This window comes from Nonomuraea insulae, assembly GCF_042656245.1.
Map to the genome: position 1 here is coordinate 72,413 of NZ_JBHSPA010000063.1, position 23,645 is coordinate 96,057.

General features: G+C 68.8%; 22 protein-coding genes and 1 pseudogene. 11 read left to right on the forward strand and 12 right to left on the reverse strand.

Features of this window, described 5'->3' with window-relative positions; translation table 11 throughout:
- The 4 genes from ACFPZ3_RS46710 to ACFPZ3_RS46725 form a co-directional block, all read left to right on the forward strand.
- Window positions 1-729, forward strand: a 729-nt coding sequence (locus ACFPZ3_RS46710) for a Cgl0159 family (beta/alpha)8-fold protein (protein ID WP_379520860.1), incomplete at its 5' end; no start/stop codon positions are given.
- Complete coding sequence (gene iolB / locus ACFPZ3_RS46715) at window positions 726-1,565, forward strand: 5-deoxy-glucuronate isomerase (protein WP_379520861.1); 840 nt, start codon at window positions 726-728, stop codon at window positions 1,563-1,565. The genes ACFPZ3_RS46710 and iolB, both read left to right, overlap by 4 nt.
- Window positions 1,562-3,409 (forward strand): 3D-(3,5/4)-trihydroxycyclohexane-1,2-dione acylhydrolase (decyclizing), encoded by a 1,848-nt coding sequence (iolD, locus tag ACFPZ3_RS46720; protein ID WP_379520862.1) that lies wholly within the window; start codon window positions 1,562-1,564, stop codon window positions 3,407-3,409. Before iolB ends, iolD begins: the two co-directional genes overlap by 4 nt.
- A 61-nt stretch (window positions 3,410-3,470) precedes the next feature.
- The gene (locus tag ACFPZ3_RS46725; protein ID WP_379520863.1) at window positions 3,471-4,460 is read left to right on the forward strand and encodes an AI-2E family transporter; all 990 of its coding nucleotides are present in this window, start codon (window positions 3,471-3,473) and stop codon (window positions 4,458-4,460) included.
- Between the two features lie 67 nt (window positions 4,461-4,527).
- Here ACFPZ3_RS46725 and ACFPZ3_RS46730 read toward each other — a convergent pair whose 3' ends face one another.
- Window positions 4,528-5,121 (reverse strand): PadR family transcriptional regulator, encoded by a 594-nt coding sequence (locus ACFPZ3_RS46730; protein ID WP_379520864.1) that lies wholly within the window; start codon window positions 5,119-5,121, stop codon window positions 4,528-4,530.
- Between the two features lie 64 nt (window positions 5,122-5,185).
- Here ACFPZ3_RS46730 and ACFPZ3_RS46735 point away from each other — a divergent pair, with 64 nt between their 5' ends.
- Window positions 5,186-6,811, forward strand: a complete 1,626-nt coding sequence (locus tag ACFPZ3_RS46735; RefSeq protein ID WP_379520865.1) for an FAD-dependent monooxygenase — start codon at window positions 5,186-5,188, stop codon at window positions 6,809-6,811.
- Here ACFPZ3_RS46735 and ACFPZ3_RS46740 read toward each other — a convergent pair.
- On the reverse strand, window positions 6,808-7,275 hold the full coding sequence (locus ACFPZ3_RS46740) for a GNAT family N-acetyltransferase (RefSeq protein ID WP_379520866.1): 468 nt from the start codon (window positions 7,273-7,275) through the stop codon (window positions 6,808-6,810). The two genes, ACFPZ3_RS46735 and ACFPZ3_RS46740, sit on opposite strands and share 4 nt — an antisense overlap.
- Before the next feature lie 19 nt (window positions 7,276-7,294).
- Between ACFPZ3_RS46740 and ACFPZ3_RS46745 the strand changes: the two genes are divergently transcribed.
- Window positions 7,295-7,960 carry an HAD-IA family hydrolase gene (locus tag ACFPZ3_RS46745; protein ID WP_379520867.1) on the forward strand — a complete coding sequence of 222 codons (666 nt, stop codon included), beginning with the start codon at window positions 7,295-7,297 and terminating at the stop codon, window positions 7,958-7,960.
- 264 nt (window positions 7,961-8,224) lie between these two features.
- Here the strand turns inward: ACFPZ3_RS46745 and ACFPZ3_RS46750 are convergent, their stop codons facing one another.
- The gene (locus tag ACFPZ3_RS46750) at window positions 8,225-8,773 is read right to left on the reverse strand and encodes a DivIVA domain-containing protein (protein WP_379520868.1); all 549 of its coding nucleotides are present in this window, start codon (window positions 8,771-8,773) and stop codon (window positions 8,225-8,227) included.
- Window positions 8,774-8,862: 89 nt separating this feature from the next.
- On the opposite strand from ACFPZ3_RS46750, the gene ACFPZ3_RS46755 reads away from it, so the two are divergent.
- On the forward strand, window positions 8,863-9,585 hold the full coding sequence (locus ACFPZ3_RS46755) for an ABC transporter ATP-binding protein (protein WP_379520869.1): 723 nt from the start codon (window positions 8,863-8,865) through the stop codon (window positions 9,583-9,585).
- Window positions 9,582-10,250 carry a hypothetical protein gene (locus ACFPZ3_RS46760; RefSeq protein ID WP_379520870.1) on the forward strand — a complete coding sequence of 223 codons (669 nt, stop codon included), beginning with the start codon at window positions 9,582-9,584 and terminating at the stop codon, window positions 10,248-10,250. Before ACFPZ3_RS46755 ends, ACFPZ3_RS46760 begins: the two co-directional genes overlap by 4 nt.
- Before the next feature lie 3 nt (window positions 10,251-10,253).
- Here ACFPZ3_RS46760 and rlmN read toward each other — a convergent pair whose 3' ends face one another.
- On the reverse strand, window positions 10,254-11,354 hold the full coding sequence (rlmN, locus tag ACFPZ3_RS46765) for a dual-specificity RNA methyltransferase RlmN (protein ID WP_379520871.1): 1,101 nt from the start codon (window positions 11,352-11,354) through the stop codon (window positions 10,254-10,256).
- A 120-nt stretch (window positions 11,355-11,474) separates the two neighbouring features.
- On the opposite strand from rlmN, the gene ACFPZ3_RS46770 reads away from it, so the two are divergent.
- Complete coding sequence (locus tag ACFPZ3_RS46770) at window positions 11,475-12,494, forward strand: suppressor of fused domain protein (RefSeq protein ID WP_379520872.1); 1,020 nt, start codon at window positions 11,475-11,477, stop codon at window positions 12,492-12,494.
- A gap of 6 nt (window positions 12,495-12,500) precedes the next feature.
- Here the strand turns inward: ACFPZ3_RS46770 and ACFPZ3_RS46775 are convergent, their stop codons facing one another.
- From ACFPZ3_RS46775 to ACFPZ3_RS46800, 6 genes are all read right to left on the reverse strand, one after another.
- Complete coding sequence (locus ACFPZ3_RS46775) at window positions 12,501-13,340, reverse strand: phosphatidate cytidylyltransferase (protein ID WP_379520873.1); 840 nt, start codon at window positions 13,338-13,340, stop codon at window positions 12,501-12,503.
- Between the two features lie 105 nt (window positions 13,341-13,445).
- A complete protein-coding gene (frr, locus tag ACFPZ3_RS46780; protein WP_379520874.1) occupies window positions 13,446-14,003 on the reverse strand; it encodes a ribosome recycling factor in 558 nt (185 codons plus the stop codon).
- 43 nt (window positions 14,004-14,046) lie between these two features.
- Window positions 14,047-14,745: a UMP kinase gene (gene pyrH, locus ACFPZ3_RS46785; protein ID WP_219912434.1), complete on the reverse strand. Its 699-nt coding sequence runs from the start codon at window positions 14,743-14,745 to the stop codon at window positions 14,047-14,049.
- A gap of 146 nt (window positions 14,746-14,891) precedes the next feature.
- Window positions 14,892-15,725, reverse strand: coding sequence for a translation elongation factor Ts (tsf, locus tag ACFPZ3_RS46790; protein WP_379520875.1), 834 nt, complete (start codon window positions 15,723-15,725; stop codon window positions 14,892-14,894).
- A gap of 1,040 nt (window positions 15,726-16,765) precedes the next feature.
- Window positions 16,766-17,806: a 30S ribosomal protein S2 gene (gene rpsB, locus ACFPZ3_RS46795; RefSeq protein WP_379520876.1), complete on the reverse strand. Its 1,041-nt coding sequence runs from the start codon at window positions 17,804-17,806 to the stop codon at window positions 16,766-16,768.
- 623 nt (window positions 17,807-18,429) lie between these two features.
- On the reverse strand, window positions 18,430-19,044 hold the full coding sequence (locus ACFPZ3_RS46800; RefSeq protein ID WP_379520877.1) for an ArsR/SmtB family transcription factor: 615 nt from the start codon (window positions 19,042-19,044) through the stop codon (window positions 18,430-18,432).
- A gap of 69 nt (window positions 19,045-19,113) precedes the next feature.
- Here ACFPZ3_RS46800 and ACFPZ3_RS46805 point away from each other — a divergent pair, with 69 nt between their 5' ends.
- Window positions 19,114-20,634, forward strand: coding sequence for an MFS transporter (locus ACFPZ3_RS46805; protein WP_379520878.1), 1,521 nt, complete (start codon window positions 19,114-19,116; stop codon window positions 20,632-20,634).
- A gap of 144 nt (window positions 20,635-20,778) precedes the next feature.
- Window positions 20,779-21,786, forward strand: a pseudogene (locus tag ACFPZ3_RS46810) (M23 family metallopeptidase); the annotation flags it as partial.
- Window positions 21,787-21,800: 14 nt separating this feature from the next.
- On the opposite strand, the gene ACFPZ3_RS46815 reads toward ACFPZ3_RS46810, so the two are convergent.
- Complete coding sequence (locus tag ACFPZ3_RS46815) at window positions 21,801-22,082, reverse strand: hypothetical protein (protein ID WP_379520890.1); 282 nt, start codon at window positions 22,080-22,082, stop codon at window positions 21,801-21,803.
- Window positions 22,083-22,692: 610 nt separating this feature from the next.
- Window positions 22,693-23,628, reverse strand: coding sequence for a tyrosine recombinase XerC (locus ACFPZ3_RS46820; protein ID WP_379520888.1), 936 nt, complete (start codon window positions 23,626-23,628; stop codon window positions 22,693-22,695).
- Between the last annotated feature and the right edge of the window lie 17 nt (window positions 23,629-23,645).

Here is a 23,645-nt window from a genome sequence, read left to right on the forward strand (position 1 = left end):
ATCCACCGCGACGGCCCCGGGCACCTGGCCATCATCGACCTGCTCGAACGTCTCCGGCTGGCGTTGTCCAGGCCGGGCGTGGACGGCATCCTGGCCTCTCCCGACGTCCTGGAGGACCTGCTCCTGCTGGGCGCCCTGGAGGGCAAACTGGCCTTCGGCTCCATGAACAGGGGCGGCCTGCAGGGCTCGGTCTTCGAGCTCGACGACCGTTTCACCGGCTTCGACGCCGACTCGATCGAGGCCATGCGGCTCGACGGCGGCAAGATGCTCTGCCGCATCGACCCCTCCGACCACGCCACCGTGGCCACGCTGGAGTCGTGCGCCCACGCGGTCACCGACCTGGCCCGCAGGCGGCTGGTGGCCATGGTGGAGCCGTTCTGGTCGTCGCGTTCGGAATCGGGCGCGCTGCGCAACGACCTGTCGCCCGACGCCGTGATCCGCGCGATCAGCATCGCCCAGGCCCTCGGCGTGACCTCCGCCTACACCTGGCTCAAGATCCCGGCCGTGGCGGAGATGGAGCGCGTGATGGCCGCCACCACGCTGCCCGCGTTGCTGCTCGGGGGCGACCCGCCCGACATCGACGCCGCCTACGCGGACTGGCACCGCGCCCTCTCGCTGCCGGGCGTCCGTGGACTCGTGGTCGGCCGTGCCCTCCTCTATCCTCCGGACGACGACGTGACGACCGCGGTGGACGGCGCCGCGGCTCTGGTGCGAGAGGCCCGCGCATGAGCTATCTGCCCTTCGGCAAGACCGCCGGTGGCCCCTGGTCGGTGGAGATCACCCCGTCCCTGGCCGGCTGGACCTACTCGGGCCTGCGCACGGCGGACCTGACCTCCTCCTCCGTGTCGTTCGACACCGGTGAGGAGGAAGTGCTCGTCCTGCCCCTGTCGGGCTCGTGCACGGTCACGACCCCGGGCGAGAGGTTCGTCCTGTCGGGCAGGGCCTCGGTCTTCGACGGCCCCTCCGATTTCGCCTATATCCCGATTTCTACGCCTGTGACCGTGGAGGGTACGGGGCGGATCGCGTTCCCCTCGGCCCGCGCCACCCGCTCGTTCGAACCCCGCTACGTCGCCGCCGCCGAGGTCTCCGTGGAGATCAGAGGCGCGGGCCAGGCCAGCCGCCAGGTGAACAACTTCTGCGCGCCCGACGCCTTCGAGTGCGACAAGCTCATGGCGGTGGAGGTCCTCACCCCGGCGGGCAACTGGTCCTCCTACCCGCCCCACAAGCACGACACCCCCAACCCGGGCGAGGCGGTGCTGGAGGAGATCTACTACTTCGAGGTGGCCGGCCAGGGCATCGGCTACCAGCGGGTCTACTCCTCGGAGGGCGGCCGGATCGACACCCTCGCCGAGGTCTCCTCCGGCGACGTGGTGCTCGTCCCCTACGGCTACCACGGCCCCTCCATGGCCGCCCCCGGCTACGACCTCTACTACCTGAACGTCCTGGCCGGCCCCGCGGAGCAACGTTCGATGGCGTTCTGCGACGACCCCCGCCACGCCTGGATCCGCTCCTCCTGGGAGGATCAGCCCACCGACCCCAGACTGCCGTTCGGGAGGAACCCATGATCCGGCTGACCGTCGCGCAGGCCGTCGTACGCTTCCTGGCCCACCAGTGGAGCGAGCGCGACGGCGTGGAGCGCCGGTTCTTCGGCGGCTGCACCGGCATCTTCGGCCACGGCAACGTCGCCGGCCTCGGCCAGGCGCTGGCCACCTCCAACGAGGACCTGCCCTACTACCTCAGCCGCAACGAGCAGGCGATGGTGCACACGGCCGCCGCCTACGCCCGGGCCGGCAACCGCCTGGCCACGCTGGCCTGCACCACCTCGATCGGCCCCGGCGCGACCAACATGATCACCGGCGCGGCGGGCGCGACGATCAACCGGCTGCCCGTCCTGCTGCTGCCCGGCGACATCTTCTCCACCCGCGTCGCGGGCCCGGTGCTCCAGGAACTGGAGGACCAGCGTTCCTACGACATCTCGGTCAACGACTGCTTCAAGCCGGTCTCCCGCTACTGGGACCGGATCAACCGCCCGGAACAACTCCCGTCCGCGCTGCTGGCCGCCCTCCGGGTGCTCACCGACCCCGCCGAGACGGGCGCGGTGACGCTGGCGTTGCCGCAGGACGTGCAGGCCGAGGCGTTCGACTGGCCGGATGAGCTGTTCGCCCGCCGCGTCTGGCACATCCCCAGGCCGCGGCCGGAACGATCGGCCCTCGCGCGGGCCGCCGAGCTGATCAGGTCGGCCGAGCGGCCGCTGATCGTGGCCGGCGGCGGGACGATCTACAGCGAGGCCACCGACCAGTTGCGGGCCTTCGCCGAGGCGTGCGGGGTGCCGGTGGCCGAGACGCAGGCGGGCAAGGGCGCGCTCCCCTACGGCCATCCGCTCGCGCTGGGCGCCATCGGCGCGACGGGCACCACGGCCGCCAACGCGCTGGCCCGCGACGCCGACCTGATCATCGGCGTCGGCACCCGCTACAGCGACTTCACCACCGCCTCCCGTACGATCTTCGCCCCCGACGCCCGATTCGTGAACCTCAACATCACCGGCTTCGACGCCGCCAAGCTGTCGGGCCTGCAGGTGGTCGCCGACGCCCGCGAGGGGCTGGCCGACCTGGCAGAGGCGTGCGCGGGCTGGAGCACGCCCGCCGCCTACCGCGAGCGGGCAGCCGAGCTGACGCGGGCATGGGACTCGGCCGTGGACGAGGCGTACGCGCTGGAGGGCTCGCCCCTGCCCCAGTCCGCGGTGATCGGCGCGGTCAACGCGGCGGCCGGCGACGACGGCGTGGTGGTGTGCGCGGCCGGGTCGATGCCCGGCGACCTGCACAAACTCTGGCGGCCCAGCGGCCCGGGCAGCTACCACGTCGAGTACGGCTACTCCTGCATGGGCTACGAGATCGCCGGCGGCCTGGGCGTGAAGCGGGCGGTCCCTGAGCGCGAGGTGTTCGTGCTGGTGGGCGACGGCTCGTACCTGATGATGGCCCAGGAGCTCGTCACGGCCGTCTCCGAGGGGATCAAGCTGGTCGTGGTCCTGGTCGACAACTCCGGCTTCGCCTCCATCGGCCGCCTGTCGGAGAGCGTCGGCGCGGAGCGGCTCGGCACCTCCTACCAGCGCCGCGACGGCGGCCCGCTGCCGGTGGACCTGGCGGCCAACGCGGCCAGCCTGGGCGCCTCTGTGCTCCGCCCGGAGACGGTCGCCGACCTGCGCAAGGCGCTCGACACGGCCCGCTCGGCGACGGAGACCACCGTGATCTACGTCCGCACCGACCGGCTGGCGGACGACGTGCCCTCCTCCGATGCGTGGTGGGACGTGCCCGTGGCGCAGGTGGCGACGACGAGTGCCACGTACGCGGCGCGGGAGACGTACGAGACGAACAAGCGCTCCCAGCGCCCGCACCTGGCCCCGCCCGGCTGATCAGGGTTGCCGCCGATCACCTGGGGGAACGCCTCTGACCAGGCACGATGGGGGGCAGAGGATGAGGCCGTGGCGGCTGCTCGGTTGGATCGCGGTCACCGCGGTGGTCTTCTTCTGCCTCTACCACGTGCGGACGGTGGCCATCTCGATCGTCATCGGCGTCTTCCTCACCGCGCTGCTGCTGCCCCCCGCCCGATGGCTCGTCAAGCGCGGGCTCGGGCGGGCGGCGGCCACCACGATCGTCTTCGTCGGCGGCCTGCTGCTGGCGGGCGCGCTGGCCGCGCTGCTGGTGCCGCCGACCGTGGACAGCCTGACCGAGCTGCGCGACAGCGTCGGCAAGGTGCTCGACGACCTGCACAACCTGACCGCCCGGCTCGGCCTCAACGACCAGCAGCTCGTGGCGCAGGCCAGGGAATACTTCTCCACGCAGGGCCGCCAGATCACCACCGGGGCGCTGGCCGGGGTCAGGACGGTCGGCGAGATCGTCGTCGGCGCGGTCCTGGCGGTCATCCTGTCGGTCTACTTCGTGCACGGCGGCGACCGGCTCTTCCACTGGCTGGTGGAGCTCACCCCCGCCCCCGCCAGGGCGCGCCTGACCGCGACCGGTGACCTGATCTTCTCGGTGATCGGCCGCTACATCCGCGGGGTCGCGATCGTGGGGCTGGTGGACGGGTTCTTCATCGGGATGGCGCTGTGGATCCTGGGCGTGCCCGTGGCGCTGCCGCTGGCGGTGCTGACCTTCGTGGGGGCGTTCCTGCCGGTGGTCGGGGCGTTCATGGCCGGGCTGCTGGCGGCCGTGGTGGCGCTCGTGGCGAAGGGGTGGCTGGTGGCGCTGATCGTGGTCGCGGTGACCCTGGCGGTGCAGCAGATCGAGGGGCATGTGCTGGCGCCGCAGATCTACGGCAAGGCCCTCGACCTGCCTGGCGCGGTCATCCTGGTCGCGATCACGGTGGGCAGCGTGATCGCCGGGATCGCGGGCGCGTTCCTGGCCGCCCCTGTGACGTCGGTCCTCGTCGCCCTGCTCCGCCACCCGCGGTCACTCCCGAGCTGAGGCGACCGCCCTCATCGTTGGCGGCTGCCCTCGTTGTCGGCGGCTGCCCTCGTTGTTGGCGGCTGTCTCACTCCCGAGCTGCTGCGGCCGCCTCCAGACCCTCGAGTGACCAGGTCAGCCGTCCGCCCCGCAGGTCGTCGATCACCCCTCGCAACCAGCGGATCTCCGCCTCCGTCACCGCGCGCAGGTATTCCAGCTCCAGCACCGCCACCCGCGGCACACTCTCGTCGGCCAGCCCCTCGTCGAGCCCGGCCAGCGTGCGGGCGACGGCCTGCTCCCGCCGTTCGAGCGCCTGGGCCAGCTCGTCGGGGAGGAGCATGAGCGCGGTCGACAACGCCGCCGGGAACTGCGGAAACTCCTGCTTGGGCGTGGCCAGCATCTCATCCAGCCAGCTCCGCAACGTCACCCGCCCGTCCTCGGTGATCTCGTAGACGGTCCGCTCCGGGTACTGCTGATCGCGCCCAGTCTCCCTGACCCGGATCAGCCCCGCCTTCCCGAGCCGCTCGATGGTCCGGTAGAGCCCGGCCCGCTGGCCCACGTTGACCACCAGGTCCTTGCCCCACTGCTTGATCAGCCGCTGGATTCCGTACGGATGCAGCGGCTGGTACTGCAGCAACCCCAGCACGGTCAGGGCGAGTGGAGACCCTCGATCGATTGCCATGCCTCGATACTAGCCCCAAATGAACTAGTTGACATGAAACTAGTTGCAGTGTGACTATCAGGCCATGACACAGCACACCGAAGTCCCCGTCCTGATCGTCGGCGGCGGCTACGCCGGACTCGCCTCAGCCCTGTTCCTCGCCCACCACGGCGTGCGCTGCGCTCTCGTCGACCGCCACCTCGGCGTCTCGATCCTCGGCCGGGCCCGCGGCATCAACCCGCGCACCATGGAGATCTACCGGCCGCTCGGCCTGGAGCAGCTCGTCAAGGAGGCCGGCCGCCCCTTCGACGAGGAGTCGGGCGTGGCCCGCTGCACGACTCTGACCGACGAGTGGCACTGGATCTACGACGCCGACGCGCCGCGCACCCTGCCCGAGCTGACCGCGGGCGAGTTCGGCCTGGCCGACCAGAGCACGGTGGAGCCAGTTCTGGCCCAGGCCGCCCGCGACCGGGGCGCGGAGCTGCGGTTCAACACCCAGTGCGAGTCCGTCGAGCCCGGCGCCGACGGGGTCACGGTCGTGGCGCGGGATCTCCAGAGCGGGGAGCGGCTCACCTACCGGGCCCAATACGTGATCGCCGCCGACGGCTTCCGCAGCTCGATCAGGGAGTGGTGCGGCATCGGGCGTGAGGGGCTCGGCGTTCTGCGGAGCTACGTCTCGATTGTCGTCAAGTCCGATCTATCCGACATCATCGACAAGCGGGCCCTGTTCTGGATCATCGGCGGGCCCGGCGCCGACGCCTCAGGTGCGCTGGCCTCCCACGCGCTGCCCGATCACTGGGGCCTCGCCCTGGCCTACGACCCGGACACGGAGTCGCCGGACGACTACACCGACGAGCGCTGCGTCGCCACGGCCAAGGCCCTCATCGGGCGCGACGTGCCGGTGGACATCGTCAGCAAGGCGTCCTGGCAGGAGGCCGTCCACGTGGCGGACCGGTACCGCGACGGCCGGATCTTCCTGGTCGGCGACGCCGCGCACGTGTGGCCGCCGGCGGGCGCGCTGGGCGCGAACTCGGCCGTGCAGGACGCGCACAACCTGGCCTGGAAGCTGGCCGCCGTGCTCGCGGGGCGCGCCTCGGAGGCACTGCTCGACACCTACGAGGCCGAACGCCGCCCGGTCGCCCTGGAGTTGTCCGACCTCACGGTACGCAGCCAGGCCGCCCGCTTCGGCCCCAACCCGGACCAGGACCCGATGGACCCGATCCTGTGCATCCTGGGCCAGCGTTACACCTCCACCGCCATGATCGGCGACGGCCCCGGCACGGTGTTCGGCGACGGGGTGGCGCAGTACGCCCGTCCCGGCACCAGGGCCCCGCACCTCTGGCTCGACCAGGACGGGCGGCGGATCGGCGTACACGACCTGTTCCACGACTCCTTCGTGCTCCTCACGCAGAGCGAGGCGTGGGCGCGCGCGGCGCGCGAGGTCGAGGGCGTGCGGGCCTACCGCATCGGCGCGGATCTGATCGACGTCGAGGACGTCTGGCGATCGCGGTACGACGGCGCCACCGCCGTGCTCGTGCGCCCTGACGGCTACGTCGCCTGGCGCTGCGACGGCGAACCAGCCGCGCACCCGGAAACGCTCGACAACGAGCACGGCCCGGTCACACTCGCGGACGCGCTCCACAGCGAGCGCGGCCCGGTCGCGCTCGCGGACGCGCTCGGCCGCATTCTGCGCTCAGAGGAGCAGCTCTAGCTCGAGCTCATGCCTGATCGGGATCCCGTCGGACTCGGCCGGGATGCCGGGCTTGCCGGCCCGCACCCGATCCATGGCGTTCCTGCGCAGGGCGACGAGATCGAAGCCGTAGCGCTGGTAGAAGCGCAGGGCGTGGTGTTGTCGTTGGTGGTGACCAGCCACAGCCGGTCCGCGGCCCGCTCGACGGCCACCGCGCGCACCGCGTCGAGCAGCGCCCTGCCTACCCCCTTGCCGGGCAGCACGGCGTCGAGCGTGGCGATCTCCACAGAGCCCTCGCTCTCGGCGTACGTGACGACGCCGGCCGCCTCCCCGTCCAGTTCGGCGACGAAGCCGGGCAGCGCCGCCGCGTTCACCAGCTCGCCCCGCCCCAGGACCATCAGGGTCGTGCCGCCCCAGCTCTCGGTTAGCACGCGGGAGACCAAGGACAGATCGTCGGGCCCGATGGCACGCACGGAGATCGCCATGACCGACATTATGAGTTCTATGAGATGGGTTACGTTCGACTGTTTCGGAACTCTGGTCGACTGGCGGCACGGCATCCTCACCGGTGCCGACCTGATCGCTCCCGGGCAGGGGGCGCGGCTGCTGGAGACCTACATCCGGCACGAGGCCGACGTCCAGGCGGAGTCGCCCGCGATGCGTTACCGCGACGTGCTGGCCGAGGCGCTGCGCAGGGCGTGCGCCGAGGAGAAGGTGGAGCTGGGCGCGGACGACGCCTCGGTGCTGGGGACGACGCTGCCGTACTGGCCCGTGTTCCCCGAGGTGGGGGCCGAGCTGTCGGCGCTGCGCGCGGCCGGGTGGCGGCTGGCGCTGCTGACGAACTGCGACCGCGACCTCATCGCCGGGACGCGACGGCGGTTGCCGGTGCCGTTCGAGGCGGTGGTGACCTCGGAGGACGCGGGGGCGTACAAGCCGTCGGAGGCGCACTTCGAGCTGTTCGGGAGCTCCTACGAGCCGGAGGTGTGGGTGCACGTGGCCCAGAGCTACTTCCACGACATGGTGCCCGCGCATCGACTCGGCCTGCCCCGCGTCTGGATCAACCGCCACGACGCCGAGCCGGCCGACGCGACCATCCTCCAGCAGGTCCAGCCCGACCTGCACGGGCTGCTCGAAGCGGTCGAAGCGGCTCAGAGCGGCCGGGCGCGGTAGCGCGAGGCCGGACTCGGACCCGCTGACCACCGTAGCCGGGAGGCGGGCTCAGACCGCTTTCCAGCGGCGGGGCCCGCTGTTCGGAGGGCAGGGGCGCTCAGACCCTGCCGTTTCCAGGGCAGGGGCTCAGGCCCGCCGTTCCCAAGGCAGGCGCTCAGGCCCGCCGTTTCCAGGGCAGAGGCTCAGGCCCGCCGTCCGAGGGCAGGGGCTCAGGCCCGCTGTTCCAGGGCAGGCGCTCAGGCCCGCCGTTTCCAAGGCAGGGGCTCAGGCCCGCTGTTCCAGGACGTCGGCGATGCCCGCGAGGAACGAGTCCACGTCCGCGATCAGATAGCCGGACCTGAACATCACAGTCGAGAACTTCGCCTCCCTCACCTCCTTGGCCGTCATCGGATAGTCGGTCGTGCCGCGCAAGGTGGCCACGATCCGGTCGAGGACGGCGTCGATCTCGTCCTCGTTGTAGCCGGTGCCCATGCGGCCGGGCCGGAAGGCCACGCGTTCGACCCTGGCGGCCTGGGTCTCGAACCACTCCTCACGGAGCATTTCGCCGGTGGGCTCGGCCATGGCCAGGCGTACGGGGCGCTTGGCCTGGGTCTCCAGCGCCACGACGAACGCCTCCAGGGCGAAGTCCACCGCGGTCTCCTGGTAGCCGCCGCGTTTGGCGCGGAACGTGGCGCCGCGGACCTCGTCCGCGGAGACGGGCTCCAGAGCATGCGTGCCCCGTCCGAGAGTCGATTCGATCCGCCCGATCAGGGCGTCCACTTCGACGGGGTCATAGCCTGAACGCATACCCATGACGCGCGGAAAGCGGTTCAAGCCTCACTCCTCTTGAGATGTGCTGGGGTTCCTCTATTGTCGGACCTTTTATCACGGTCCTGCGACCCGACATATACCGTTACTGGACCATGCGTCTGTCCAATGTCTCCTTCCGCTACCGAAGACGTGATCCTCTCGTCATCGAAGAAGCCGACGCCGATCTCACCTCCGGCGAGGTGATCGAGCTGACCGGCGTGAACGGAGCGGGCAAGTCCACCCTCCTCCGTCTCCTGTCCGGCCTCGCCAGGCCGACCACGGGCACGATCGCCGGCCGGCCCCCGGTCGTCGGCTTCGCCCCCGACCGTTTCCCCACGGACCAGCCGTTCACGGTGACGGCGTACCTGCGGCACATGTCCCGCGTACGCGGCGGCGCCCGCTGGGAGCCATGGGCCGAGCGCCTGACCATGGGCCACCTCCTCAACACCCCGCTGAGCGACCTGTCGAAGGGCAGCGCGCACAAGGTCGGCCTGGTGCAGGCGCTGATGGCCGAACCGGGGCTGCTGATCCTGGACGAGCCGTTCGCCGGCCTGGACGTGGACACGCGCGAGACGCTGCCCGTGATCGCGACCGAGGTGGCGGGCCGGGGCGGCATCGTCATCGTCAGCGACCACCAGGGCGGCCTGCGCGGCCTGCCGGGCCTGCGCCACTGGTCCATGGTGGACGGCCACCTCAAGGAGGGGACCGTGACTCCCGTCGAGCGCTCTCACGCCACCGTGGCCGTCACCCTGCCCGCCGACGAGCTCCCGCGTTTCCTGGCCAGGGTGCGCGACGAGGGCTACCAGGCCCGCGAGATCGAGGAGAGCAACGGATGATCGCCCTGTCCGCCTACCGCCTGGCCGCCTACGTTCGCTCGCACCGCGTCTTCCAGGCTCTGCTCCTCACCCTGGCCATGCTGGCGATCGTGCACGGCAGCCGGGCGCCGAGGGGCGAGGAGGCCGCCGTGCTCACGGACGGGGCCGTGCTCATCGTCCCGATCCTGGCCTGGGCGGCCAGGAGCCTGCTCGACACCGAGCCCGACCGGCAGCGCGAGATGTCGGCGATCCAGGTCGGCGGGCGGGGCAAGGAGGCGACCGCGGGGCTGCTGGCGGCTTTCGTGGCGTGTGCCGTCTTCGCCGCGATCGCCCTGCTCTGGGCCCTCCTGCTCGGCATCACCGGCTCACCGTCGCCCGGCCTGCTGGGCACCGCCCTGTTCCTGTACGGACTGTCCGCGCTGACCGGCACCGCCCTCGGCGCCCTCACCAGCCGCGCCATCCTGCCCTCTCCCGCCATCTCGATCATGGCTCTGGTCTTCGGCTTCCTGGCGATGCTGCTGCTCAGCGCCTCGTCGCTCTACTGGCTCACGGTGCCGCTCATCTCGTGGATGAAGGCCGCCAACTCCGGCGCCCTCACCGCCCCGCTCCCCCCGCTCGCCGCGATCTCGCTAGCCTGGTGCCTGGTGGGCCTGGGCGTGTACGCGTGGCGGCGGCTCAGGGCTTAGGCACTACTCGGCGGCGGCGAGTTGCCCGCAGGCCCCGTCGATCTCGCGGCCCCGCGTGTCGCGCACCGTCACGGGAACGCCGTGGAACTCCAACCGGCGCACGAACGCCCGCTCGTCCTCCGGCCGCGAAGCCGTCCACTTCGAGCCGGGGGTCGGGTTGAGCGGGATCAGGTTGACGTGCACGAGCTTGTTCTTGACCATCTTGCCGAGCAGGTCGGCCCGCCACTCCTGGTCGTTGATGTCCTTGATCAGCGCGTACTCGATCGAGACCCGCCGCTTGGTCCTGGCCGCGTAGGACCAGGCGGCGTCGAGCACCTCGGCGACCTTCCACCGCGTGTTGATCGGCACCAGCGTGTCGCGCAGTTCGTCGTCCGGGGCGTGCAACGACAGCGCCAGCGTCACCGGCAGCCCCTCGTCGGCGAGCTTGCCGATGGCGGGCACCAGCCCGACGGTCGAGACCGTGACCCCGCGCGCGGAGATGCCGAGCCCGTGCGGCGACGGCTCCACCATGCGGCGGACCGCGCCGATCACCTGCTTGTAGTTGGCCAGCGGCTCGCCCATGCCCATGAACACGACGTTGCTGACCCGCCCCGGCCCGCCGGGAACCTCACCGGCGGCCAGCGCGCGAGCCCCGGACACGACCTGCTCGACGATCTCGGCGGTCGACATGTTGCGGGTCAGCCCGGCCTGGCCAGTGGCACAGAACGGACAGTTCATGCCGCAACCGGCCTGCGACGACACGCACATCGTGACCCGGTCGGGATAGCGCATGAGCACCGACTCGACCAGCGCCCCGTCGAACAGCCGCCACAACGTCTTACGCGTCGTGCCCCCGTCGGTGGCCAGCTCCTTGACCGGCGTGAGCAGGTCGGGCAGCAGCGCCGACAACCTCTCCCTGGCCGCGGCGGGCAGGTCGGTCATCGCGCTCACGTCGGTGGTCAGACGCTCGAAGTAGTGGCGCGAGAGCTGGTCGGCGCGGAAGGCCTTCTCGCCGAGCTCGGTGACCGCGGCCCGCCTGTCGGCCATCGACAGGTCGGCCAGGTGCCGGGCGGGCTTGGCCCGCCTGGGCCCGACGAAGGTGAGCTGGCCTGCTGGCTGGGACACGGTTACTGCCTTTGCTTGAGGGGTTGTCGACCAGGGTAGTGAACGTTCGGATCGGAGGTGGCATTCCTGGTCACGGTACGGCTCGCGTCTTGGTCTCCACTCGATCTACAGTCATCTCGTATGGCGATTTTTCGGTCGGCATCCGGCGAGGGAGGCACCGAGGTCGTACTCGCCGCCGGCAACCCCTACGGGAGCCGGACGCTCGTGGTCGAGCGGGACGAGGACTCCTCGGTAGCTTACCTGTGCTCGCCTGACGGCACGGTCCACGGAGCGGTCTGGCTGGCCAACCATCGCCCCGCCCCGCCCGTCGTGGACCTCGCGCGCATCAACGCCGGCCTGCCGCTGATGCCCAGGCCCAACACCCAGCACCCCGAGGGCCGCCGGCCGCTCGGGCAACTCAGCCCGCTGTGGTTCGAGGAGGGCGACGGCGTGGCCCTCTACGAGGACGACGACCTGCTGGCAGTCATCCCCGGCTGGGCCGACATGAGCAGGGGCATGCCCGGCTACGCGCGCGACGCGGTGGGCGAGTCACCGTTCGCCTGGGCGCTGTCGGAGGCGCTGGAAGGGTTGCGGCCCCGTATCTCGAACGCCAGATCCTACTGGCGCTGGCGACACGGCGAGGGGTCGTGGCCGTCGTTCCAGCAGTTCCTGATGGGCCATCTGGACCGGGTGCTGGGCCCGGCGGGGCGTTATTGGGACGCCAGCGGCGAACGACTGCCGACCGTCGGCATCACCGAACGCCCCCCGCACCACGACCGCAACTTCACCGTGCTGTCCACGGTCGGGATGAGCTGCCAGCGCATGCCGACGGTGGAGCAGTGGATCGACAAGCCCGGCGCGTACGCCAGGATCGAGCTGGCCGTGGCCACCAGGGAGGACCCGAAGGACGCGGCGCTGCTGCTGGTGTGGTTGTCGCAGTATCCATGGCACTCGGTGACGTGGCTGGGCCACGGGCACACGGCGAAGTGGTATCACGAGCCTTCGACGTTCCCGCTGGGGCCGCAGTACACGGGCGTCCTCATGCAGGCCAACCCACCCCACATGCCCGATATGTCAGGATTCGCGTTCGGCGGGGAGGCCGTACGGTGGCTCTGGCTCTCCCCCGTCACCACGCAAGCCCTGGAATCCCAGCGGCGCTAGAGAAGGTCAGAAGAAGAGCGTCATCAGCAACCAGACCGGCACCAACGTCGTCACCAGCGAGTCCAGCCGATCCATCAGCCCGCCATGCCCCGGCAGAATCGTCCCCAGGTCCTTGATGCCGAGATCCCGCTTGATCATCGACTCGATCAGGTCGCCCACGGTCGCCAGCACCGCGCCCAGCGCGCCGATCAGCGCACCCTGCCAGATCTCCCCGCCGAGCAGCCACGTCACCAGCCAGCCCCCGACCGCCGTGCACGCCACGAGCGACCCGGCCAAGCCCTCCCAGGTCTTCTTCGGGCTGATCGACGTCATCTGGTGCCGCCCGAACAACACGCCCGCGAAGTATCCGCCGATGTCGCTCGCCACGGTCACCGCGATGAAGATCAGCACCCGGTGGTTGCCGTCGTGCTCCGACAGCAGCAGCGCCACGAACGCGGTCAGCATCGCGGGATAGAACAGCGTGAACACCGACGCCGACGCGTCGCGTACGTAACCATCGGTGCCGTCGCTGAACATCCGCCAGATCAGCAACACGAGCGCGAACCCCGCGAACGAGGCCAGCAACCAGACCGGCCCGCCCCAGTACGCCCCCGCCTGCATCGCCACCAGGCCCGCCAGCACCGGCACCGCCGGGACCTTGATGTCGCGGGTGGCGAAAGCCTTGATCAGCTCCAGCACGCCGACGCCGACGGCCCCCACGACCACCAGGAGGAACAGCCCCTTGATCGTGTAGATGGTGCCGATGACGAGCGCGCCCAGCACCACGCCGACCGCGATCGCGGCAGGCAGGTTCCTTCCGCTACGGCTGCCGCCGCTCGAGCTGGTGCCAGCCGTACGTTCATCCACAGAGTTCTCCAAGAGCCCACGGCCCCCGCCACCGGGGCGAGGGCCGTAGTGCGGACCCGCTACTTGCGGCGGCCCGCAGAAGACGGTCCGCCTGCGGCGCGCCGCTCAGACTTCGAGCAGCTCGGTTTCCTTGTGCTTGAGCAGCTCGTCGATCTTGGCGACGTGCGCCTGGGTGAGGTCGTCGAGCTCCTTCTCGGCCCGCCTGACCTCGTCCTCGCCCGCCTCCCCATCCTTGATCATCTTGTCGAGGATCTCCTTGGCGGAGCGGCGGATGTTGCGTATCGACACCTTGGCGTGCTCGCCCTTGTTCCTGGCGACCTTGATGTACTCCTTGCGGCGCTCCTCGGACAGCTCCGGGAACGTCACCCGGATCACGTTGCCGTCGTCGGTGGGGTTGACGCCGAGGTCGGAGTCGCGGATGGCCCGCTCGATCGCGCTCATCGAGCTCTTGTCGTAAGGCTGGATGATGACCATGCGCGCCTCGGGCACGTGGAACGACGCCAACTGCTGGATCGACGTCGGCGTGCCGTAGTACTCGGCGTTGATCTTGTTGAACATCGAGGGGGTGACACGGCCCGTACGGATGCTCGCGAAGTCCTCCTTCGCGACCGAGACGGCCTTGTCCATCTTTTCCTCTGCTTCGAGGAGGGTTTCGTCGATCACAGCGGCTCCCTGTCTTCTAGCTGGCGGTGTCGGGCTCGCTCCGTCATTTGCCTGCGGGACTCACCAGCGTGCCGATCTTCTCACCGCGTACCGCTCGCAGGATGTTGCCCTCGCCCATCAGGTCGAAGACGACGATCGGCAGGTCGTTGTCCTTGCACAGGCTGATCGCGGTGGCGTCCATGACCGCGAGATCCCGCAGCAGCACCTCGCCGTAGTCCAGATGATCGAACCTGACCGCGTCCGGGTTCTTGCGTGGATCGGAGTCGTAGATCCCGTCCACCTGCGTGCCCTTGAGCAGCGCCTCGGCGCCGATCTCCAGGGCCCGCTGGGACGCCGCCGTGTCGGTGGAGAAGTAGGGCGAACCGAGCCCCGCGCCGAAGATGACCACGCGCCCCTTCTCGAGGTGCCTGATCGCGCGACGCGGCAGGAACGGCTCGGCCACCTGCTGCATGGTGATGGCGGTCTGCACGCGTGTCTCCACGCCCCGCCGTTCGAGGAAGTCCTGCAGTGCCAGGCAGTTGATGACCGTGCCGAGCATGCCCATGTAGTCGGCCCTGGCCCGGTCGATGCCGCCCTGCGACAGGGTGGCGCCGCGGAACATGTTGCCCCCGCCGACCACCACCGCGACCTGCACGCCCTCCTTGACCGCCTCGGCGATCGAATCGGCCAGATGATCGACGATCACCGGATCGATGCCCAGCGGCTCGCTGCCGGCGAACGCCTCTCCTGACAGCTTCAGCATCACCCGCTTCCACCTGAGTGGACCTTGCGGGTTTTGAGATGGGGAAACCGCCGTCCGTGTGGATTCTTGGGCTGTCTCCCGGTGGTCCTGCACGGCGGCGGCCTCCTTCATTCGGTGGATCGTTGAGCTGGGCAGCTTGCCTAAGCCTAAGCCTGACCGACCTTGAAGCGGACAAAGGCAAGGACCTCGACGCCGTTCTCATCGGCGTACTTGCCCACGCTCTTCTTGTTCTCCTTCACAAAGGCCTGCTGCAGCAGTGTGAAGTCCTTGTACCAGCCGTTCACGCGGCCCTCGACGATCTTGCCGATGGCGGCCTCGGGCTTGCCCTCCTCGCGGGTCATCTCCTCGAAGAGCTTGCGCTCCTTCTCGACGACCTCGACGGGAACGGAGTCGGCCTTGAGGTACTGCGGCGCCATCGCGGCGGCGTGCTGCGCGATGTCCTTGGCGACCTCGGCGTTCGGCTTGTCGAGCTGCACCAGCACACCGACCGCCGGCGGCAGCGCCGGGTCGGTCCTGTGCATGTACGCGCCGATGTAGCCGCCCTCCAGCACCGCGAAGCGCCGGATCTCGATCTTCTCACCGAGCGCGACGTTGGCGGTGTCGAGGTGCTCCTTGACGGGCTTGCCGTCGAGAGAGGACTCCAGCAGCGCCGCCACGTCGGCGGGCTTGGTCGCGAGGATGTGCGCCACGACCTGACCGGCCAGCTCCTGGAAGCGCTCGCCCTTGGCCACGAAGTCGGTCTCGCAGTTGAGTTCGAGCAGCGCTGCGGAGGAGTCGCCGTCCTGCTGGAGCGCGACCAGGCCGTTGGACGCGGTACGGGCCTCGCGCTTGCCCACGTCCTTGGCGCCCTTGAGGCGCAGCAGCTCGATGGCGCGGTCGAAGTCGCCCTCGGACTCCTCAAGCGCCCTCTTGCAGTCCATCATGCCGGCAGCGGTGATCTCGCGAAGCCGCTTGACGTCGGCCATGTTCACGGAAGCCATTGCTCTTTTTCCTTGTGGGATTTCGTCGTCATCATCGTGGATCGGGCGGGCATCTTGGCCCGCCCTGGGGTCGTACGGCATGTAGATGCCGTACGGGAGCATTGTCGCGCCTTGCTCGGGGCTCGGGTCAGCCCGGCTTTTGCTGCTGCTTCGCTCGGCATACTGCCCAGCCTCGCTTCGGCTTACCACCTCAGCACCGCCTCACCTCAGCTCAGGGCCTCACACCGGCTCACAACTCACACCAGCCACAGCCTCGGCCCAGCTTCCGCCTCGGCCCAGCTTCCGCCTCGCACCGGCCACGACCTCACCTCAGCGCCGCGCCCCGCACTCAGCCGCAACCTTCCGGCCGCAACTCGCGGGAGCCAGCCCAGGCCACCACCGCTTCACGGAAGGCCAACCCAGGCCGCCACCACGTCGTGGAAGTCAGCCCAGGCCACCACCACTTCACGGAAGGCCAACCCTGGCCCCACGTCGTGGAAGTCAGCCCTAGCTGCCACCACTTCACGGAAGGCCGGCGCTGGTTGCTACCGCTTCACGGAGAGTCAACCCTGACCGCCACCACGTCGTGGGGCCAGCCCTGGCCACCACCGCTTCACGGAGGGTCAGCCCTGACCGCCACCACGTTGTGGAGGCCAATCCTGGCCGCCACCGCTTCACGGAAGCCAGCCCTGGCCTACCGTCCGAGCCTTGGAGCGGCCGGTCCGGCATGCCGCCCCGACCCAGCCATTTGCCGAGCCAGAACGCAACCCTTGCCTGACCAGCCGCCCCAAGACCCGCAGCCACCGGTGACTTGCCCCTATTCAGCTGTCACATCGCCGGCCTGTCGTGCCTACGTGCGGCACCACAGCCTGGCGACACCACGGCCCTGCAGCCAGCGCAGTGCCACGGCCGAACGCATTCACCGCCCGGCACCAGCCGACGCCGCGACCGGACAACTTTTCACCGGTCGGCGCCAACCGGCACCGCAGCCGAACACATTCACCGACCCGAAGCCGCAATCCAGAAGCCGCACCTGAGCGGTAGGCATCCTGGCGTAGGCGTCAGGCCTGCTTGTCGCTCTCGCCCTCACCAGCCGGGGTCTCCTCAGCCGGAGCCTCCTCGACCGGAGCAGCAGCCTCGACGACTTCCTCGGCGGCGGCGGCCTCAGGAGCAGCCTCGACCTCGGGAGCAGCCTCAACCTCAGGAGCGACCTCGGGAGCGACGTCGGCCTCAGGAGCGACCTCGGCCTCAGGGGCAGGCGCAGCCTCAGCGGCCGCAGCGGCCTCGGGAGCAGGCGCAGCCTCGGCCTCGCCGGCCGCACGCTCGCCGGTGCCCTGCTCGATGAGTTCGCGCTCCCACTCGGCCAGCGGCTCGGCGGCGGCCGGCTTCTCGTCACCGCGAGCGGCGCCGGAGCGAGCCATGAGACCGGCCGCGACACCGTCGGCGACGACCCTGGTCAGCAGGCCGACGGCGCGAATGGCGTCGTCGTTGCCCGGGATCGGGTAGTCGACCTCGTCGGGGTCGCAGTTGGTGTCGAGGATCGCGACGACAGGGATGCCAAGCTTCTTGGCCTCGCTGATCGCGATGTGCTCCTTCTTGGTGTCGACGATCCACACCGCACTGGGCACGCGGCCCATGTCACGGATACCGCCGAGCGTACGCTCGAGCTTGTCCTTCTCGCGGCGGCGCATCAGGAGCTCTTTCTTGGTGAGCCCCGAGGCGGCGACGTTGTCGAAGTCGAGCTCCTCGAGCTCCTTCAGGCGCTGGAGCCTCTTGTGCACGGTGGAGAAGTTGGTGAGCATGCCACCCAGCCAACGCTGGTTGACGTACGGCATGCCGACCCGCGCGGCCTGCTCGGAGATCGCCTCCTGAGCCTGCTTCTTCGTGCCGATGAACAGGATCGTGCCGCCGTGGGCGACCGTCTCCTTCACGAAGTCATAGGCCCGGTCGATGTACGACAGAGACTTCTGCAGGTCGATGATGTAAATGCCGTTGCGCTCGGTGAAGATGAAGCGCTTCATCTTCGGGTTCCAGCGCCGAGTCTGGTGGCCGAAGTGAACGCCGCTCTCGAGCAGCTGTCGCATGGTGACGACGGGGGCCATGTGCTGGTCCTCCAGGTCTTGGCGCCCTGCGGATGGGCGCGGTTCTCGGTTGTGTCGCAGCAGCGCGTCGTCTGCCGCCCTGATGCCCCGAACCCGCTCCCGCCGGGCCACATGGCCCGGACCGATGGCGCGGTCCGCAATGAGGCATGCGAAGTCGGCCTGTGGTCACAGGCCACCGAAAAGTCTACCTCCCACACCACCCCAGGCTGACCGTCTACGGTCAAACGGACATTTCCCCCTCGACCCAACCCCACCCACCCCCACAAATGCCTCCAAAATCGACCCCGCACAAGCTTCAACCCCAGAACGACGCTGTGATCACCAGCGCCGGCCCCGCCTCCCCGCAAAGCCACCCCAAGCGCACCTCACGCCACCACCCCATGCACACCGCAAAACCACCCCAAGCACGCCACACGCCACCACCCCAGGCACACGCAAAGCCACACCGCAGAGCCACCCCAAGCGCGCCACACGCCACCACAGGCGCAGAGTCACCCCTGTCGAGGTGCCCGTGCCAAACAAGCACCCCTGGCCGTACTCGCGCCCATCAGCCCGCAGCCGAACTCCATCCCGCACCACCGAGGAAGACCCGCACCCAGAGGACCTTCCGCACGCACCCAGGATCAGCCCGCATCATGATCCTCGGTAGGCAACCCCGGAGCCGCCCTCTCCATAACCGGAAACAGATTGACCTGCGCCTCGGCGACCCTGGCCCCCTCCGGCGCAACCCCCTCACTCCGGCGCTGAATGATGTACGGCTCGATCAACTTCTCGATCTCCTGGTTCAACCACGCCAGTTCCTCAGCATCAACCCTGAGCCGATACCGACTGAACCAAGTCGCATCACGCCAGCCCTCAGGCTCCTTGTCGACATTGCCCAGAGCCCGTTCCGCCTCCTCATTGGCCTCCCGCCGAAACGCCGCGATCAATGAGACCTTGGCAGCCCGAACCTCCGGTTGATCATCAGGCAGAACCCCGACGCTGAGCCGATTGTCCACGGGCTTCCACAACCGCTCCCGGCCATCCCCCCGCGGCGGCGCATCCTCCACGAACCCGTACTTGGCCAACATCCGCAAGTGATAACTCGCAGCACTGGGTGTGATCCCCGCGATCTCTGCCACCTCGGTAGCGGTCGCGCTGCCCTCCACACCAAGCCGGTTCAAAATCATCAGCCTCGCCGGATGAGCCAGCGCCCGCATCGCCTTGGGATCACTGAGCCCGTCACTATCCCGCGTCATGTGCCAAAGGTACCCACCTTGAGGTCTGAAGTATTGCCTTCAGAACTATGAAGGATTATCTTCACACTTATGAAGCGTTCCCTTCACAACCAACCGCACACCCCACCACAGCCCGAAGAGCACCACCCCACCAGCGCCCTCCAACCCACCGGGCAAGCACAAAAGCCCACCCACCCCACTCCGGCAGAACCCGCCCCTGCTCCTGCACAAACCGATCCTCCACCAGCACAGAGCGACAAGACGAAGCGCAACGATCACCAGACCACAGCCACCGCGCCTTCCCCCATCCCCCTCAGAAATCAGCGCGACTACCGTCTCCTCTGGACCGCCCGGACGATCTCGGTCACCGGCTCCGAGGTGTCGAAGCTGGCCATCCCCCTGACCGCCATCACCTTGCTGACCGCCTCTCCATCCCAGATGGGCATCCTGACCGCCGCCGCCTCGGTCCCAGCCCTTCTGTTCGGCCTCCAGTCAGGCGCCATCGCCGACCGGCTGACCCGCCACCGCCCGCTGATGATCGCTTGCGAACTCGTCTCTTGCGCAGCCGCCGCCACGATCTCCATCGCCTGGCTCCTCGGCGTACTGAATGTCGTCTGGTTGACCGTCGTAGCCCTCGTGATCGGCACAGCCGGTGTGTTCTTCAAAGCGGCGAATTTCCCCCATGTCGCAGCGGTCGTCGCCCCGGCCCAGCGAACTGAGGCGATGGCAGGCTTCCACGCCTCCTACTCGGTCGCGTCCGTCGGTGGCCCCGGCCTGGCCGGGCTCTTGGTACAGCTCCTCACGGCTCCGCTGGCCGTACTGGCGGAGGCATTGTCGTTCCTGACCTCAGCCGTACTGCTTCGCACCATCCGAACCCCGGAGAAGAACTCCGCCGCGACCTCCCGAGGCATGTGGCGCGACGTCGTGGAGGGCCTGAAGGCCAGCGTCACCAACCCGGTACTACGTGCTCTCCTAGGCGCAGGCGTCACGATCAACTTCTTCGCCATGGCGTACACAGCCGTCTACATGCTCTACATGCTGAACACGCTCGGCATCCCCAAGGGCCTGATCGGCGTCCTCATCGCCCTGGGCGGCGTCGGCGGCCTGCTCGGCGCCTGGATAACGGCCCACCTGTCCAAGCGCTACGGCGAGAACCGCATCCTTCTCGTCTCAGTGATCTTCTTCCCGCTGGAAATCCTCGCGGTAGGCCTGCTGAACGGCCCTCTGTGGTGGAAACTCTCCATGCTCGCCCTCGCCGGAACGATCGCAGGCGGCATAGTCGTAGCCTTCGCCACCTGCATGGGCGCGATCATCCTCCGGGAAACCTCACCAGAGCTCCGCGGCCGAGTGAACGCCACCATGACCTTCGCCGTTCAAGGCGTCCTGGCCCTCGGCGGTATCGTCGGCGGCCTCCTGGCCGAACTGCTCGGTCTACGCTCCGTGATCCTCATCTGCGCGGCAGGCATCGCCCTGAGCTCGGTCTGGATCTGGACATCCCCTCTCCGCCCACATCGCTCCAAGCCCGCACCCTTGAACCAAAGCCCCGCAGCTCCGTCGTTCCCCACGCACATGAACCACTTGATCGAATCCAAGCGCCATTCCTGGTCCTAACCACTCCGAAGGCGCCTCCATCATCCCACCCCTCCGCCACCACCCAACTCCTTCATCCACAAGCCCTCTCGCTCCTTCCTTCGATATCCACAGAACGACGTTCACCGCTCCGCCACCCCCGGCACCCCCGCCAAACTCCCACCCATGAACGCCCGCACCGCCTCCCCGCCGCCGCCCTCCACCCATGCGCCAACAATCACCACAACCAACCCCCCACCACCACCAGCGCACCCCCGGTCAAGACGCACACCCAACCACCACCCGACAGCAACGGCACCACCCCCAGACCCCCACCAACCAAGCCCATCACCACCCGGCGACCACCGAACAAATCCGGCACCATCACCAACCAACGCTCACCGGCCTAGCCCCGCCCCACCAACCAACGGTTCCCGACCAAGACCCGCCCCACTAACCAACGCGTACCGACTAAGCCCCGCCCCACCACCAACCAACGGTCATCGACCAAGCCCCGCGAACGCCGCAACCAACGGTTTTCGATCAAGACCTACGCCACCACCGAGCAAGGACCAGTCACCAGAACCCAAACCACTACCAAGCAACGTCCACCAGGCAGAACTCAAGCCCCCACCAATCGACGATCACCCAACGGACACCACGCCACCAATCGCCCAGCACCCGAACGACCCCATACCTCCACCACCCAACAACCGCTCAACGAGAGCCACACCGCCACCGGAACGCAAATCCCCAAGAACGCCCGTAAGAGCCGCCACCCTGACAGCGCTCATCTCCGCGACCTTGATCTTCCCCACCCCCGCTCCCTCGGCAAGAGCCTCTCCCTCCACCTGGCGCTGGCCATTGGACGGACACCCCCGGATCGTGCGCCGCTTCTCCCCACCACCTGAGCCCTGGCTCGCCGGCCACCGCGGCATCGACCTGGCCGCCCCCGCAACAACCCCGGTCCTGGCACCAGGCCCAGGCACGATTCGCTTCGCCGGACCGGTCGCCGGAAAAGGCGTGATCACCATCGACCACCCAGGCGGCCTACGCACCACGTACCTTCCGGTGACCCCCTCGGTACGCCGCGGGCAACCCATCACCCCCGGAGCCAAAATCGGCGTCCTAGAAGCCTCAAAGCCCCACTGCGAGGAGTCATGCCTGCACTGGGGCCTCATACGCGCCGCCCGCTACCTCAACCCGCTTCAACTCCTGGGCCACTCCCCCACCCGACTCCTCCCCTTCTGGCCGCTCACAACGGCCAACGAGGACTCGGCCCCGAACCCCCGCAGACCCCGAAACCTCCCACTCCTGAACGCCCCGAACCCCCTCAGACGCCAACCCCTCCTGAACGCCCCGCTCCCCGAGCCAAGCCCGAACCCGCACAAGACAACCGCCGCCAACCTCAGCACTTCCGAGACCCCTACGAGTTCGCGCTGGACAACCGCCCCCGTTGTGCCCCTCACCACCACAACCCAGAAGTCCACCACCCCCACTCTCAACCCGAATCTCAATGACGACCCAACCAACCTGACCGCCATCACGCTGCGCCGCCATCACCACACCAAACCGACGTCCCAGTCCCTCCTACGCGCAGCCTCGGCCCCTCTCACCAGCACCCCGATCATCGCCATTGGAGCGCTGCTAGTAACGCTCCTGTTGCTCACCGCCCTGCACCGCAGACGCCGTACCCGTACGACTCAGCGCCGCCCCGCAAGAGGCCAGCACCGTAAGCGACGACACCACAGGAGCAAAGCTCGCAAACGCCGCCGACCAGGCTCACCAGCACCGCCCAGCTAAACCCACCGACAACTCCACCTCGCGCCTCAAACCACCCCAAGATCCCTCACCATCGCAGCTCGAGCCCCCAAGGGTCCCCATGCCGGCTCGAGAGCCCCAAGGGTCCCCTGTGCCAGCTCGAGAGCCCCAAGCCTCCCCATACCGGTTCAAGCCTCAAAGGCGCAGACCGGGGAGAGATCCCAAGACCCATATCCCGGCTCGACCCCACCGCCACAACGGGAACCGCCCAGAGCACTGCCACCACGCTCAGCAGCTCACCCATCACGGTGGTCGCCAGATCACCAACGACCTCTGCCATCACGCCCGCGGATGCGCCTGCCGATACGCCGCACGGAGCCGCTCTATCGAGACGTGCGTATAGATCTGCGTAGTGTTCAGAGACGCATGCCCAAGCAGTTCCTGCACGCTGCGCAGATCCGCACCCCCTTCGAGCAGATGAGTAGCCGCACTGTGCCGCAACCCATGCGGCCCCATGTCCGGCGCGCCCTCTACTTGTGCCAGCCGCGCATGCACCACTCGCCGTACGGTCCCCGCATCAATGCGACCACCCCGAACCCCCAGAAAGAGAGCCGGCCCCGACCCGGCCCGCATCCACAAGGACCGCCCATGAATACACCACCGGTCCAACGCCCGTAGCGCGGGCAACCCAAACGGCACCGTACGCTCCTTACGCCCCTTGCCCACCACCCTGATGACATTCCGCTCACGGTCTACGTCATCAACATCAAGGGCGCAAAGCTCACTCACCCGTACGCCGGTGGCGTACAACAACTCAAGAAGCGCTTGATCCCGCAGCTCCTTGGGCTCCCCAGTCGAGGCCACATCCAGAACGGCCTCCGCCTGCCGCTGATCGAGCACGGCCGGCAACGGCCGAGGAGCCTTGGCACTTCCAAGCAGCAACCCCGGATCCCCCGACAGCCAACCCCGGCGATGGCAGTAAGCCGTGAACGTACGAGCACAAGCAGTCCTGCGCGCCAAGGTAGCCCGCGCCTTACCAGCCGCATGCTGCCCAGCCAGCCACTCCCTGAGCACCCCGATTTCGAGACGCTCAACAGACCCACCCGTGTGATCAAGCAGAGAGCTGACGTCGCTCAGGTATGCCCGCACCGTATGCGGAGAAAGATCCCGCTCAAGCCGCAGATACCGCCCGAACTCGGCAACAACCTCATCCCTATCCACGCCGAACCCCTCCCCGTCCCGACATACCCTCAAGTCCCGCCCACCGTCCCACATGCCCCCAAACCTCAACG